Annotated in this window: 14 protein-coding genes; 9 read left to right on the top strand and 5 right to left on the bottom strand. The window is 60.5% G+C overall.

The window, feature by feature from the left end:
* Positions 1-126: 126 nt before the first annotated feature.
* The 9 genes from BFW87_RS12010 to BFW87_RS11970 all read left to right on the top strand — a co-directional run bounded on the left by BFW87_RS12010 (position 127) and on the right by BFW87_RS11970 (position 10,231).
* Positions 127-1,434 carry a CitMHS family transporter gene (locus tag BFW87_RS12010; RefSeq protein ID WP_078740019.1) on the top strand — a complete coding sequence of 436 codons (1,308 nt, stop codon included), beginning with the start codon at positions 127-129 and terminating at the stop codon, positions 1,432-1,434.
* 65 nt (positions 1,435-1,499) lie between these two features.
* Positions 1,500-2,267, top strand: coding sequence for a TerC family protein (locus BFW87_RS12005; RefSeq protein ID WP_017734669.1), 768 nt, complete (start codon positions 1,500-1,502; stop codon positions 2,265-2,267).
* A 211-nt stretch (positions 2,268-2,478) separates the two neighbouring features.
* The gene (locus BFW87_RS12000) at positions 2,479-4,137 is read left to right on the top strand and encodes a Na/Pi cotransporter family protein (protein ID WP_078740018.1); all 1,659 of its coding nucleotides are present in this window, start codon (positions 2,479-2,481) and stop codon (positions 4,135-4,137) included.
* 58 nt (positions 4,138-4,195) lie between these two features.
* Positions 4,196-5,578, top strand: a complete 1,383-nt coding sequence (locus tag BFW87_RS11995; protein WP_078740017.1) for a M16 family metallopeptidase — start codon at positions 4,196-4,198, stop codon at positions 5,576-5,578.
* 70 nt (positions 5,579-5,648) lie between these two features.
* Complete coding sequence (locus BFW87_RS11990; RefSeq protein WP_078740016.1) at positions 5,649-6,680, top strand: DUF5924 family protein; 1,032 nt, start codon at positions 5,649-5,651, stop codon at positions 6,678-6,680.
* Between the two features lie 54 nt (positions 6,681-6,734).
* Entirely contained in the window at positions 6,735-7,883 is a 1,149-nt protein-coding gene (locus BFW87_RS11985; RefSeq protein WP_078740015.1) for an MlaE family ABC transporter permease, read from the top strand.
* A complete protein-coding gene (locus tag BFW87_RS11980) occupies positions 7,880-8,683 on the top strand; it encodes an ABC transporter ATP-binding protein (RefSeq protein ID WP_078740014.1) in 804 nt (267 codons plus the stop codon). The genes BFW87_RS11985 and BFW87_RS11980 overlap by 4 nt, the downstream gene beginning before the upstream one ends.
* A gap of 1 nt (position 8,684) precedes the next feature.
* The gene (locus BFW87_RS11975) at positions 8,685-9,623 is read left to right on the top strand and encodes an MlaD family protein (RefSeq protein WP_078740013.1); all 939 of its coding nucleotides are present in this window, start codon (positions 8,685-8,687) and stop codon (positions 9,621-9,623) included.
* Positions 9,620-10,231, top strand: coding sequence for an ABC-type transport auxiliary lipoprotein family protein (locus BFW87_RS11970; RefSeq protein WP_078740012.1), 612 nt, complete (start codon positions 9,620-9,622; stop codon positions 10,229-10,231). The genes BFW87_RS11975 and BFW87_RS11970 overlap by 4 nt, the downstream gene beginning before the upstream one ends.
* 91 nt (positions 10,232-10,322) lie before the next feature.
* Here the strand turns inward: BFW87_RS11970 and BFW87_RS11965 are convergent, their stop codons facing one another.
* The 5 genes from BFW87_RS11965 to BFW87_RS11945 all read right to left on the bottom strand — a co-directional run bounded on the left by BFW87_RS11965 (position 10,323) and on the right by BFW87_RS11945 (position 14,723).
* The gene (locus BFW87_RS11965; protein WP_078740011.1) at positions 10,323-11,552 is read right to left on the bottom strand and encodes a nucleoside recognition domain-containing protein; all 1,230 of its coding nucleotides are present in this window, start codon (positions 11,550-11,552) and stop codon (positions 10,323-10,325) included.
* A gap of 99 nt (positions 11,553-11,651) precedes the next feature.
* Positions 11,652-12,983, bottom strand: coding sequence for a glutamate/aspartate:proton symporter GltP (gene gltP / locus BFW87_RS11960; RefSeq protein ID WP_078740010.1), 1,332 nt, complete (start codon positions 12,981-12,983; stop codon positions 11,652-11,654).
* A 740-nt stretch (positions 12,984-13,723) separates the two neighbouring features.
* On the bottom strand, positions 13,724-14,191 hold the full coding sequence (locus BFW87_RS11955; protein WP_078740009.1) for an inhibitor of vertebrate lysozyme family protein: 468 nt from the start codon (positions 14,189-14,191) through the stop codon (positions 13,724-13,726).
* A gap of 2 nt (positions 14,192-14,193) precedes the next feature.
* Entirely contained in the window at positions 14,194-14,358 is a 165-nt protein-coding gene (locus BFW87_RS11950; protein WP_003170804.1) for a DUF1328 domain-containing protein, read from the bottom strand.
* Between the two features lie 77 nt (positions 14,359-14,435).
* Positions 14,436-14,723: a hypothetical protein gene (locus BFW87_RS11945; protein ID WP_078740008.1), complete on the bottom strand. Its 288-nt coding sequence runs from the start codon at positions 14,721-14,723 to the stop codon at positions 14,436-14,438.
* Between the last annotated feature and the right edge of the window lie 117 nt (positions 14,724-14,840).

Below are 14,840 nucleotides of genomic sequence, written 5' to 3'. Positions count from 1 at the left end.
ATTCCCGATGTCCGCTCCTACCCGCCTGTTCGCCCCAACTCCGCTCGTACGCCCCGTGCCTTTCGTACTGCGCTGACCCCAACCCGGTTCGCCATTCCCTAGCCGCGCTACGCCTGGAGTATTCCTATGCTGACTTTCCTTGGCTTTGCCATGGTCATCACGTTCATGTTCCTGATCATGACCAAGCGCCTGTCTGCGCTGATCGCCCTGATCATCGTGCCTATCCTGTTCGCGCTGTTCGGCGGTTTCGCGCCGCAGATCGGCCCGATGATGCTTGCGGGTATCACCAAGCTTGCGCCGACCGGCGTGATGCTGATGTTCGCCATCCTCTACTTCGCCCTGATGATCGACTCCGGCCTGTTCGACCCGGCCGTGCGCAAAATCCTCAAGATGGTCAAGGGCGACCCGCTGAAAGTCTCGGTCGGCACCGCTGTGTTGGCGCTGGTCGTCTCCCTCGACGGTGACGGCGCCACCACCTACATGATCTGCGTGGCCGCCATGTTGCCGCTGTACCAGCGCATCGGCATGAGCCCGCGGATCATGGCCGGGCTGATCATTCTCGCCGGCGGCGTGATGAACATGACGCCTTGGGGTGGCCCGACTGCCCGTGCCGCCAGCGCATTGCATGTGGACCCGTCGGATATTTTCGTACCGATGATCCCGGCCATGGCCGCTGGCGTGGTGGCGATCCTGGTGATTGCCTATATGTACGGCAAGCGCGAGCGTGCTCGCCTGGGTGAACTGCACCTGGCGGGCGATGAAATCGACCACAGCGAAATCAGCGTGTCGCAATTCCCGGACGCTCGCCGTCCAAAGTTGATCTGGTTCAACGGCGCCCTGACCTTCGCCCTGATGTGCACGCTGATTGCTGGCCTGTTGCCGCTCCCGGTGCTGTTCATGGTGGCGTTCAGTATCGCCATGATCGTCAACTACCCGTGCCTGCAAATGCAGAAAGACCGCATCGCCGCCCACTCCAGCAGCGTATTGGCGGTTACCGGCCTGATCTTCGCCGCCGGCATCTTCACCGGCATTCTGTCGGGTACCGGCATGGTCGATGCCATGTCCAAGAGCCTGCTCGCCGTCATCCCGGATGCGCTGGGCCCGTACCTGGCCGTGATCACCGCGCTGGTGAGCATGCCGTTTACGTTCTTCATGTCCAACGATGCGTTCTACTACGGCGTACTGCCCGTGCTCGCCGAAGCCGCCAGCCACTACGGCATCACTGCGGCGGAAATGGGACGTGCGTCAATCGTCGGCCAACCCGTGCATCTGCTGAGCCCGCTGGTACCCTCGACGTACCTGCTGGTCGCCTTGGCCGGTATCGAATTTGGCGATCACCAGCGCTTTACCCTCAAGTGGGCAGTGCTGGTATGCCTGTGCATAATGTTCGCCGCGTTGCTGATGGGGATTATTCCGCTGTTCAGCACTCTATAATCCTACACACCCAACCGCGCGGCGCTGCAGCTTGCGCGGTTTAACATTTGCTCAAAGGAATACACATGGAATGGCTGACCAATCCGGAAATCTGGATTGCCTTCTTCACCCTGACGGCCCTCGAGATCGTCCTGGGCATCGATAACATCATCATGATTTCGATCCTGGTCAGCCGCATGCCCAAGCACATGCAGGCACGCACCCGGATCTTCGGCCTGGCGCTGGCCATGGTCACCCGAATCCTGCTGCTGCTGTCGATCACCTGGGTCATGCAACTCACCGCCGACTTGTTCGTGGTGTTCGGCCAAGGCATTTCCGGTCGCGACCTGATCCTGTTCTTCGGTGGCCTGTTCCTGTTGTGGAAAAGCTCCCAGGAGATGTACCACGCACTGGAAGGCGAAGACGAAACCCACGAGGAGCCGGGTGGCAAGGGCGGCAAATTCATCTACACCATCATCCAGATCGCGATTATCGACATCGTGTTCTCCCTGGACTCGGTGATCACCGCCGTCGGCATGGTTTCCCATGTGCCGGTCATGGTGGCGGCGATCGTCGTGGCGGTGCTGGTGATGATGCTGGCTGCCGGCACCATCAGCGAATTCATCGACAAGCACCCGTCGCTGAAAATGCTCGCGCTGTCGTTCCTGCTGGTGGTGGGTACCGTGCTGATCGCGGAATCCTTCGACGTGCACGTGCCAAAAGGCTACGTCTACTTCGCCATGGCGTTCTCGCTGGCGGTGGAAGCGGTGAACATCAAGATGCGCACCGCCATCGCGAAAAAGAAAAAACAGCAGGATCCTGTGAAACTGCGCAAGGACATTCCGGGTCAATAAAAATGATCCGCTGCTGAAAAGGGGCTTTCGAGCCCCTTTTTTTCATCCGCAAAAAGCTGATTTCATGACAGTTTTGTTTCAATCCCCACTTTAGCTATGCGATGCTGGCGCAGAGCCCATTCGCCAACTACAGCTTAAGTACAAGACGTAGAACGGCACGCGGCAACTTTCCTTCGCTCCTTTTGGAGCGCACCCACACGGGGGGCCGAGCATGCTGACCTTGCTCAATCTGCTTTCCGCCGTGACCCTGCTTATTTGGGGCACGCACATCGTCCGTACCGGCATCTTGCGGGTTTACGGTTCCAACTTGCGCCAAGTCATCGGGCAGAACATGTCCAAGCGCTGGCTGGCGTTTATCGCCGGTATCCTGGTGACGGCCATGGTGCAGAGCAGTAACGCCACGGCCATGCTGGTGACATCCTTTGTCGGCCAAGGCCTGATGGGGCTGATGCCTGCGCTGGCGACCATGCTCGGCGCTGACGTCGGTACCGCACTGATGGCGCGGGTGCTGACGTTTGACTTGTCCTGGCTGTCGCCGCTGCTGATCTTTCTCGGGGTGATTTTCTTCCTGTCGCGCAAACAGACGCGGGCAGGGCAGATGGGCCGCGTCGGGATCGGCCTGGGCCTGATCATTCTCGCGCTGCAGTTAATCGTCGAAGCTGCCGGGCCGATTACCCACGCCCAAGGCGTCAAAGTCATCTTCGCCTCGCTGACCGGCGATATCTTGCTCGACGCCCTGGTCGGCGCCCTGTTCGCAATGGTGTCCTACTCCAGCCTGGCCGCCGTGCTGCTGACGGCCACCCTGGCCGGCGCCGGCGTGATTGGCCTGCACGTCGCCATCGGCCTGGTGATCGGCGCCAACATCGGCAGCGGTGTGCTGGCCTTCCTCAGCACCAACATGCAAAACGCCGCCGGTCGCCAAGTAGCGCTGGGTAGCCTGCTGTACAAACTGATCGGCCTGTTGTTGATCATCCCGGTACTCGACCCTCTCGTACGCTGGATGGACGGCCTGGACTACAGCGCCCAAGGCATGGTCATCACCTTTCATGTGCTCTACAACACCAGCCGCTGCCTGATTCTGCTGCCGACCATCGGCCCGATGGCCCGCCTGTGTGCGTGGCTGCTGCCGGAACAACCGGAACTCAACGGCAAAGCCAAGCCGCGCCACCTGGACCTGGCCTCGCTCGCCACCCCGAGCCTGGCTTTGGCCAACGCTGCCCGGGAAACCCTGCGCCTGGGTGACTTGATCGACAACATGCTCACCGCCATGCTCGAAGTGCTGCGCGGCAAGCAAACCGCCATTACCCAGGAAATACGCAGCCTCAGCGATGACGTCGAAGCGCTGTACAGCGCGATCAAGCTGTACCTCGCACAAATGCCCCGTGAAGACCTCAGCGAACACGACAGCCGCCGTTGGGCGGAGATCATCGAACTGTCGATCAATCTGAAACTGGCTGGCGACCTGATCGAACGCATGCTGCGCAAAGTCCAGCAGCAAAAAACCTCGCAGCGTCGTCAATTTTCCGAAGTCGGCCTGGAAGAGTTGGCGGGCCTGCACAGCCAATTGATTGCCAACCTGCGCCTGGGCCTGTCGGTATTCCTCAGTGCCGACCCGGAAAGCGCTCGCCAATTGCTTCGTGAAAAACGTCGCTTCCGCGCCCAGGAACGCCGCCTGGCCCACGCTCACGTCAGCCGCTTGCAGCGCAAAATCGTGCAGAGCCTGGAGACCAGCTCCCTGCACCTGGAGCTGATTGCCGACATGAAGCGCCTCAACTCGTTATTCTGCAGCAGCGCCTACGTGGTGTTAGAAACGTCCGACACTGGCGCACTCTCGGCCGAAGATATTGCCGACATCACCCATTCGCCCTGAACGTACGACGGCGAGTGAAGTCAGTTAACAATGGACTTCACTCGCCAGGAAGCTTGTTATGCGTCGCCTGCTATTCGCCTGCCTGCTCATGGGCTCTGCTCATTCTTTTGCCTTTGACCGCCTGCAAGTCGAGGGCTACACCTTGCCCAACGGCCTGCAACTGTTGCTCAAACCGGGCACCGAGCGCGGGCACGTGGCCATCCGCCTGGTGGTGGGTGTAGGGCTGGATGACTTCCCCTGCGCCGAAAAAGAACTGCCGCACCTGCTCGAGCACTTGCTGTTCAGCGGTATCGACGGCGGCGGTGAAGGTGACCTCGAAGACCGCATGCAAGCCCTCGGCGGCGAATGGAATGCCTACACCAGCAACGCCGACACTACATTCGTAATCGAGGCCCCCGCGCAAAACCAGCGCAAGGTACTCGACCTGCTACTGGCGATCCTCACCCGCACCCAGTTGACCGACGCCAATATCAATGCCGCCAAGCAGGTGGTCGAACGCGAAGACGGCGGCCATTACTCGCACCTGCAACGCCTGCTCGATCGCCAGGACCTGGGCCACACCGCCAGCAATCAATTGGCCGTGGAATTGGGCCTCAAATGCGCTGAACGTGCCGAAGTCGGCCACCTGACTCGCGACCAGTTGGAGAAGCTGCGCACGAGTTGGTACGCCCCCAACAACATGACGCTGATCATCGTCGGCGACCTCGACAAGCTGCTGCCCGCCTACCTGGAGCGCACCTACGGCCAGCTCGAGCCGGTCGAGCCGAGCGAGCATCTGCCATTACCGGAAATCCAGCACGCCGCCGCCAGCCATCGCGACTTGATCCACGGCTGGCTCGGTGACAGCGCCAAGCTGCACCTGCTGTTGCCCGAGCCGGTGCTGGACGATGGGCATGATGAAACCTACGACCTGCTCAAGGACTACCTCGACTGGGCGCTGTACCGCCAACTGCGCCTCAAGCATGCTTTGTCCTACGGCCCCTGGAGCGAACGTGAAGTGCTTGGTGGCGTCGGTTTCCTCAGCCTGAATGCCGACGTTGAGCGGGACAACCTTCCCGAGGCAGAACAAGTACTCCAGGACCTCAAGGCGCAACTGCTCAAGGACGGCCTCGACCCGGGCACCTTCGCCCGCCTGCAACAAGCCGCCATCGCCCGCCAAGCGTGGGCTGTTCAAGGTAATAGCGCACTCGCCGACTATTACTGGAGCGCCTCCGGCGACTACAACAATGGCCACTTCAGCGACCCGGTCAAACGCATCAAAGCCGTGAGCCTGGAACAAACCAACCAGGCCATGCGTCAAGTATTCAAGGAGCCGGGCTACTGGCGTATCGAAAAGCCGCTGCTGAGCTACGACAGCCTGAGCTGGATCGGCGCCGGTGTGCTCGCACTGATCGCCATTGTGTTGGGCGGTGTGCGGCTTTATCGCAAACGGGTCGCGTAATGAGGCACCGAACATACGGCTAAGACGTTATTCTGTCTGGGCTTTTTCCTACACCAAGTGTGAACCTCCCATGCCAAACCTGCCGCCCCTCATCCAGCGCATCATCGAACTGATCAAGCGCTACCCGGGGGTGATCGCACTCGGCGGCTTTATCTCGGGTGTGTGCAGCTTCATTCTGGTAGATCGCCAGCAAGGCATGGCCAGCTGGATTGCGGTCATCATGCTGGTGAGCTGGCTGTGGCTGATGCTGGAAAACAGCTTCACCCAGCTGTTCGCCAAGGTGTTCAAGCGGGAAATCCCCGAGCCGCTGCTGCGCTACGCCACCCAGATGATCCATCAGGAAAGCCTGTTCTTCGTGCTGCCGTTCTTTTTCGTGACCACCGCGTGGAACAGCGGCCAATCGGTGTTCACCGGCCTGCTCGGCGCGGCGGCATTGGTATCGATCACCGACCCGCTGTACTACAAGTGGCTCGCGCCGAAGCGTTCGTTGTTCCTCGCGCTGCACACCTTGACCCTGTTCGCTGCGCTGCTCACCGCGCTGCCGATCATCCTGCACCTGACCACCGCGGAAAGTTACAAATTGGCGCTGGGTGTAGCCATTGCGCTGTCGATCCCGAGCCTGGCCGTGAGCCTGCCGCTGCGCAGCGTCAAAGGTTGGGCAATGCTGCTCGGCGTCACGGCCGCGATTGGCTGCGCCGGTTGGTTCCTGCGCAGCTGGGTGCCGCCAGCAACCCTGTGGATGACCGAAGTCGCCATCAGCACCCAGCTGCAAGACCGCACGCCAGGCGATGACCTCAAGGAAGTCACCGCCGCCCAATTGCGCAGCGGCGGACTGTACGCCTATACCGCCATCAATGCCCCGCGCGGGCTGGATGAGCGCATCTACCATGTGTGGAAATTCAACGGTCAGGAAGTCGACCGCATCGCCCTGGACATCCACGGCGGGCGCAAAGAGGGCTACCGCGCCTGGACCCACAAGCAGAACTTCCCGCCCGACGCGGTGGGCCGCTGGCAGGTACGGGTGCTGACTGAGGATGGGCAGGTCATCGGCGTGCTGCGCTTCAAAGTCACTGACACAGCACAAACGGACAACCCAAAGTAAGCTGTATCGTGCTATTACGTAGCCATTGTGGACAGCCAAACAAGCTCGGAGCTTATGACCACCAGTACGACGGCCGGCGCCGCCCATCTCGACTCTTCCACCACTCCGCCGTTACTCAGGATTACGGGGGACTGGACGCTTGCCCACTACGCCAACCTGAAAAAGCTGTCGGACACCCTCGACGGTCAATACGACGCTGGCGCCCGCATCGACCTGAACGGCCTCGGCGCTCTGGACACTGCCGGCGCCTCCCTGCTGGTGGAGCTGCTCGGCCCAACTCGCATCGAGCAGTCCACCGAGCAGTCCGATTGCAGCCTGTCCACCGCCGACCGTGCATTGCTCAAGACCGTCTACCGCTCGCTCAATGATTTTTGTGTACCCGACAAAGCGCCGGAAGAAGCCGCCGGCATTCAGGTCCTGGCCCGCATCGGCCGGGCGGTGGATACGGTCTGGCAGGACAGCACGAGACTGCTCGGCTTTATCGGCCTGATCCTCGAGACCTTCGCCCGTGGCCTTTTCCGGCCCAAGCGCTGGCGTATCACGCCGATGGTCGCGCATATCGAACAAACCGGCCTCGACGCCGCGCCCATCGTGGCCTTGCTGACCTTTCTGGTCGGCGCCGTGGTGGCGTTTCTCGGCGCCACCGTGCTCAAGAGCTTTGGTGCGACCGTTTTCACTGTCGACCTGGTGGCGTTCTCGTTCCTGCGCGAATTCGGCGTGTTGCTCACCGCCATCCTGATCGCCGGCCGCACCGCCAGCGCGTTTACTGCGCAAATCGGCTCGATGAAGGCCAACGAAGAAATCGACGCGATCCGCACCCTGGGCCTCGACCCGATGGAGCTGCTGGTATTGCCGCGCGTGCTGGCGCTGTTGGTATCACTGCCAATGCTGACCTTTCTGGCGATGCTTTCAGGGATCGTCGGCGGCGGCGTGGTCTGCGCCGTGGCGCTGGACATTTCACCGGCGATGTTTCTCTCGCTACTGCAATCGGACATCGGCGTGCAGCATTTCCTGGTGGGCATGGTGAAAGCGCCAATCTTCGCCTTCCTGATTGCGGCGATTGGTTGCCTCGAAGGCTTCAAGGTCAGCGGCAGCGCAGAATCGGTCGGCGCTCACACCACCTCCAGCGTGGTGCAATCCATTTTTGTGGTGATCGTGCTGGATGCGGTCGCCGCCATGTTCTTTATGGAGATGGGCTGGTGAGTCGTCTACACCGAGCGCCCACCGAGGCGGTGATCGAAGTGCGCGGCCTGTGCAACCGCTTTGGCAGCCAGAGCGTGCACGAGAACCTCGATCTGGATTTGTACAAAGGCGAGATTCTGGCGGTGGTCGGCGGCTCCGGCAGCGGCAAGTCGGTGTTGCTGCGCAGCATCGTCGGCCTGCGCCGCCCCAGCGAAGGCGAAGTGCGGGTGTTCGGCAAGAACCTGCCCAACCTTTCGGAACATGAGCGCTCGCTGGTGGAACGGCGCTTTGGCGTGTTGTTCCAGAAGGGCGCGCTGTTTTCCTCGCTGACCGTTACCGAAAACGTCGCCTTGCCGTTGATCGAACACGCGGGCCTCAGCCGTCGCGATGCCGAGCACTTGGCCGCGGTGAAACTGGCACTGGCCGGGCTGCCGCTGTCGGCGGCGGATAAATACCCGTCGGCACTGTCCGGCGGCATGATCAAGCGCGCCGCCTTGGCGCGGGCACTGGCGCTGGACCCGGACATCCTGTTTCTCGACGAACCCACAGCCGGCCTCGACCCGATTGGCGCGGCGCAATTCGACCAACTGATTTTGACCCTGCGCGATGCGCTGGGCCTGAGTGTGTTTCTGGTGACCCACGACCTCGACACGCTCTACACCATCACCGACCGCGTGGCGGTGCTGGCGCAGAAGAAAGTGCTGGTGGCCGATGCCATCGATATCGTCTCGGAAACGGACGACGCGTGGATTCACGAATATTTCCACGGCCCCCGTGGCCGCGCGGCATTGGATGCCGCTCAATCGCTAGACGAGGTATGACATGGAAACCCGAGCCCATCATGTGATGATCGGACTGTTCAGCGTGATTGTGGTGGTCGGCGCGATACTGTTCGGCCTGTGGCTGGCCAAGTCCAGCGTCGACAGCGCGTTTCAGGACTATGAGGTGGTGTTCAACGAGGCGGTCAGTGGCCTGTCCCAGGGCAGTTCGGTGCAGTACAGCGGGATCAAGGTCGGCGACGTGACGAGCCTGCGCCTGGACCCGAAAGACCCACGCCGCGTCTTGGCGCGCATCCGCCTGGCCGGGCAGACGCCGATCAAGGAAGACACCCAGGCCAAGCTCGCACTGACTGGCATCACCGGCACCTCAATCATCCAGCTCAGCGGCGGCACACCGCAGAGCCCGGAACTGCAGGGCAAGGACGGTAACCTACCGGAAATCATCGCCTCGCCGTCGCCCATCGCGCGCCTGCTCAATAACAGCAACGACCTGATGACCAGCATCAACCTGCTGCTGCACAACGCCAACCACATGTTCTCCCGCGAGAACGTCGAGCGCCTGAGCAACACCCTCGACAACCTGCAGCAAACCACGGGTGCCATTGCCGACCAGCGCGGCGATATCAAGGTGGTGATGCAGCAACTGATGCAGGTGAGCAAACAGGCCAGCGCCGCGCTGGAGCAAACCACCACGCTGATGCGCAGTGCCAATGGCCTGCTCAACGATCAAGGCAAGCACGCCTTCGGCAGTGCCGAACAGGCGATGAAGTCCCTCGAAAAAAGCACCGCGACCATCAACACCTTGCTGACCGACAACAAGGATTCGGTGAACAGCGGCCTGCAAGGCCTCAACGAATTGGCGCCGGCCGTGCGCGAACTGCGAGAAACCCTCGGTTCGCTGCGCGCCATCTCCCGCCGCCTCGAAGCCAACCCCAGCGGTTACCTGCTGGGCAGCGACAAGAACAAGGAGTTCACGCCATGAAGCGTGCTTACCAAATCATCGCTCCCGTAGCCCTGGCGCTCATCAGCGCGTGCTCGATCCTGCCCAAGGCAGACCCGTCAGATGTCTACCGCCTGGCGGCGGCGCAAACGACCACTCAAGGTGCTCCGGTGAGCTGGTCGCTGCGCATCAGCAAGCCGCAGACCAGCGAATTCCTCGACAGCCCGCGCATTGCCGTGGTGCCCAATGGCGACCTGATCAGCAGCTATGCGAACTCACGCTGGAGCGACCCGACGCCCGTGTTGCTGCGTAATCGGTTTATGGACGGCTTCCAGCGCGATGGGCGGGTGACGTTGCTGAGTACCGACGAGACCAACTTGCAGGCTGACTATGAGCTGGGCGGGCAGTTGCAGGCGTTTCAGAGTGAATACCGGGGCAGTGCGGTTGAGGTGGTGATTCGCCTGGATGCGCGGCTGGTGCGCGGGAGTGATCAGCGGATTATTGCCAGTCGGCGGTTTGAAGTGCGCCAGCCGGTGAGCGATACCAAGGTGCCGGCGGTGGTGGCCGGGTTTGGTCAGGCGGGGGATCAGTTGAACAAGCAGGTGGTGGAGTGGGTGGTGCAGCAGGGCAATGCAGCGCCGAAACGCTGAAGGCCTCATCGCAGGCAAGCCAGCTCCCACACTTGAACTGTGAATACATTCAAATGTGGGAGCTGGCTTGCCCGCGATAGCAATTTCAGTCTCAGCCAAAAAACCAGTAACACACCGCAATAGCCGCGACCACACCGGCAAACTCAGCCAGCAACGCACACCCCACGGCATGCCTGGCCCGCTGAATCCCCACCGACCCAAAGTACACCGCCAACACATAAAAGGTGGTTTCCGTACTGCCCTGAATCGTCGCTGCCACGAGTGCCGGGAAGCTGTCCACACCCTTGGTCTGCATCGTCTCGATCAACAGCGCCCGCGCGGCACTGCCGGAGAAGGGCTTGACCATCGCCGTCGGCAAGGCATCGACGAAGCGCGTGTCCATGCCGGTCCAGGCCACCAGATGGCGGATCCCTTCAAGGCCGAAATCCAAGGCCCCCGAGGCGCGCAACACGCCCACCGCGCAGAGCATCGCCACCAGATACGGCAGCAGGTTCTTGGCAACGTCGAAACCCTCTTTGGCACCTTCGACAAACGCCTCGTACACCTTCACCTTGCGCAGCGCGCCGATCACCAGAAACAGCATGATCAGGCCAAACAGCGTCAGGTTGCCGAGGATCGAAGACAAGCCCGCCAGCGCCGTGACCGACAACGTCGCCAGCAATGCCATGAAACCACCGAGGATCAGCGCACCGGGAATCAGGTACGCCAGCACCACCGGGTCCCACAGGCGCAGGCGCTGCATGATCGCGACCGACAGCAGGCCGACCAATGTAGAGGCACTGGTGGCCAGCAGGATCGGCAGGAACACCAGCGTCGGGTCGGCTGCGCCTTGCTGGGCGCGGTACATGAAGATGGTCACCGGCAGCAGCGTCAGTGAGGACGCGTTGAGCACCAGAAACAGGATCTGCGCGTTGCTCGCGGTATTGGGGATGGGATTGAGTTCCTGCAACGCTTTCATGGCTTTCAGGCCGATGGGCGTGGCAGCGTTGTCCAGGCCCAGGCCGTTGGCAGCGAAATTGAGGGTGATCAAGCCGATGGCAGGGTGGCCGGCCGGCACTTCCGGCATCAGGCGCCGGAACAGCGGGCCGAGGGCCTTGGCCAGCCAGTCGACGATCCCGGCTTTTTCAGCGATGCGCAGAAAGCCCAGCCACAAGGTCAGGGTGCCGAACAGCAGCACCATCACTTCCACCGACAATTTGGCCATGGCGAAAATGCTTTCGACCATGGCCGCGAAAATCCCGGCGTTACCGCCGATCAGCCATTGCGCCAGTGCTGACACCATTGCCACGACAAAGAAGCCAAGCCACAGGCCATTGAGCATCAGTTAAATCCCCCGAAAGATGGGGCGAATGATAGCGGGGCTGGCAGAAACGACAAACCCCGGAATTTTCCGGGGTTTGTCTCAACGCAAGTCGTGCTGTCAGCCGCGAGTGGCTTGGGCGGTTGGCGCGGCTTCTTTGCTGCGCCAGTGCGGCAGCGAGTTCCAGTAGCGCTCGCCCTTGGCGTCGTCGTACATGCCTTCCCAGCGCGAGATGACCAACACGGCCAGGGCGTTGCCGATCACGTTGAGTGCGGTCCGCGCCATGTCCATCACGCGGTCGACACCGGCGATGAACGCCAGGCCTTCCAGCGGAATGCCCACGCTGCCCAGGGTGGCCAGCAGCACCACGAAGGACACACCCGGCACGCCGGCGATGCCTTTGGAGGTGACCATCAGGGTCAGCACCAGCATCAGTTGCTGGCCGATCGACAGGTCGATGCCGTACAGCTGGGCAATAAAGATCGCCGCGATGCTCTGGTACAGGGTCGAACCGTCGAGGTTGAACGAGTAGCCGGTCGGCACCACGAAGCTGCAAATGGCTTTCGGCGCGCCGTAGGCTTCCATCTTCTCGATCACGCGCGGCAGCACGGTTTCGGAACTGGCGGTGGAGTAAGCCAGCACCAGCTCATCCTTGAAGATGCGCATCAGCTTGATCACCGAGAAGCCGAACAGGCGAGCGATCAGGCCCAGCACCACGAAGGCGAAGAACAGGATGGCGACGTAAACCAGGATCACCAGCTTGGCCAGCGGCAGCAGAGAGGCGAAGCCGAAGTTGGCGACGGTCACCGCGATCAGCGCGAACACGCCGATCGGCGCGTACTTCATGATCATGTGGGTGACTTTGAACATGCTCTCGGACACGCCCTGGAACATGGTCACCAGCGGCTCGCGCAGCTCGGGCTTGAGGCTCGACAAGCCCAAGCCGAACAACACCGAGAAGAAAATGATTGGGAGCATGTCGCCACGGGCCACGGCGGCAAAGATGTTCGACGGGATCAGGTTGAGGATGGTCTCGATGAACGCATGCTCATGCTGCACTTCGGCGGCGGTGGCGGTGTATTTGGAAATGTCGACAGTACCCAGGGTACTCATGTCGATGCCGGCGCCTGGGTGGAACAGGTTGGCCAACAGCAGGCCGACCACGATGGCGATGGTGGTGACGATTTCGAAGTAAAGGATGGTTTTGACGCCGATACGCCCGAGCTTTTTCGCGTCACCGACACCGGCAATGCCGACGATCAGCGAGGAAATCACAATCGGGATCACGATCATCTTGATCAGGCGAATAAAGATATCGCCCGCTGGCTGCAACACATTGCTGATCCACCAGGCCTTTTCAGCACTGAAATGGTTGAGCACTGCACCGATTGCGATCCCCAGCACCAAACCGATGAGGATCTGCCAGGCGAGGCTTAGCTTTGCCTTCTTCATGTCATTACCCTTACTTCAAGTGGACGTATGGCAAATGCGCCAGCTGCAACGCTCGAAAGCGAAAAAGTGTGTGCATCAGCCTCCATGGAAGGTCACCGCAGCGTGGCCGAAATGGCTTACTGGCAGGCGAAAAAAGGCGCAACTATTCCCATGCAAGGGAGCGACGTCTAATGCCGTAAACGCCTACCCTATGCCGAATCGGCATGACTTTTTTTGAAATTAACTGTCCGAACGGTCAGTTCGATTCCGCCATTCAAGCGGGTGAATATGCCGTGGACCTGCCAATACCGGCTCGCTCAGAGATATTGGACGACCTGCAACGTTTAGCAGAAATACCTGAGAATTCACGGGATTGGCGTCAGAAACGTCCTATAGCGCGGACGAAATTTTCTAGATGGATGGTCGATTGGACACACCAGGTAATGGTTGGTCACAAGCAAACCGGAGAATTTCAGCTATGAGCGGTATGAGATGCAGGTGCTATGAGACGCGAGGAATAAGAGCGGTAAGCCCGTCGCAAGTTCAGCAAGCTTGAGGACTTGTGAACTTGCGTCGCAGCTTTTCACCTGACCCGGCCCTTGCGCAGGCACTCCCTGTACCCGTAGGTCACGCCGACCTTGATCGATCAGAGCAACCCGACCCCCTGGTCATGCATTGCCCTTGGCGGGCAACGCAGACAGAAAGAAGCGAGGGGCTTCTTCCTATGGACGCCAGTCCCGTTGACATGCGTCAGACGGAACCTAGTACCAATTCGGGTCTTTCTTCAGCTGCTCCATGAGCAGCTTTTGCATGCCTTCATTCGGCTTACCGAGGAACCGGTAATCGGCGTGCCGCGTGGGCGACTTGTCCGACGGCAAACCGGCCGGGACTTGCACCAACATGGCGTAGGCATCTTTCTTGTCGTAGCTGAAGGCAACGATCAGGCGCTTGTTCAGGCAGGTGTCAGCGGTTTCGCAGAGCGGCCCGACCAAGTACTTGTCGCCATCTTCTTCCACGGCATTCATTTGATCGGCCGTGCCCGACAGGTTCATCACCCATTCCGGCAGGCGTTCTTCTTTCTTCACCACGCCTTGCCAGGTCTCGCGAAACTGCGGGTCCGAGGTCAGCAATTCGTTGGCCCGGGTCTGGCCGTCATTGGCGGCCATCACCAGACCGCTGCCGCCCAGAAGCAGGGCGGCAGCAATGGTTTTGAGGGTCAGGGTGGTCATATTCAGCCTCGGCCGCGACGACCAAAGAAGAACGAAGCGATGAACATCACCAGGAAGACGACAAACAGGATCTTGGCGATACCCGTGGCGGTGCCAGCGATACCACCGAAGCCCAGGACTGCAGCCACAATGGCGATGATCAGAAATGTGATTGCCCAACTCAACATGGTGATTCTCCTTAGCTCTTATAGAGGTAACAGCGGTAGTGCCGTACAGCCGCTCAACACAAGCGACCTTTTATTGCCTAGAACACCCAGCGCTCTTGAGCGGGCAGTTCGGCCAGGGTCGAATCCTGGTCAGCCACTCTCAATTGCGGGGCAGTCACGTCGGCGGCAGTCACGCTGCCAACGGAACGGAAATGGGTTTGGGTCATTACTGGACGCTCAAATTGCGGGACTTGCTGCGCGCTCTGCTGCCAATGCTGCATCTGCTGACCGGCAATCAAGGTGACCATCAACGCCAGGCTGGCGAACAGGCCTTGCTGCAAGCGCAGTGGCGATACACGAAATTGGCTGAGGCCTTGGCGAGTCATGCTGTGTGTCTCCCGCATTCTGATTATTTGTTCGTTGGGAGAGATATTGCAGAGTGCATGCCAGTTTTTTTACAAAATAAATCTCAATAAAATCAATTATTTATGATCGATTCAAGA

This window comes from Pseudomonas fluorescens, from assembly GCF_002022275.1.
In the GTDB taxonomy this organism is placed as follows: Bacteria; Pseudomonadota; Gammaproteobacteria; order Pseudomonadales; family Pseudomonadaceae; genus Aquipseudomonas; species Aquipseudomonas fluorescens_AJ.
Note: the sequence above shows the minus strand (reverse complement) of the source record. Positions and strands in the feature narration are given on the sequence as shown.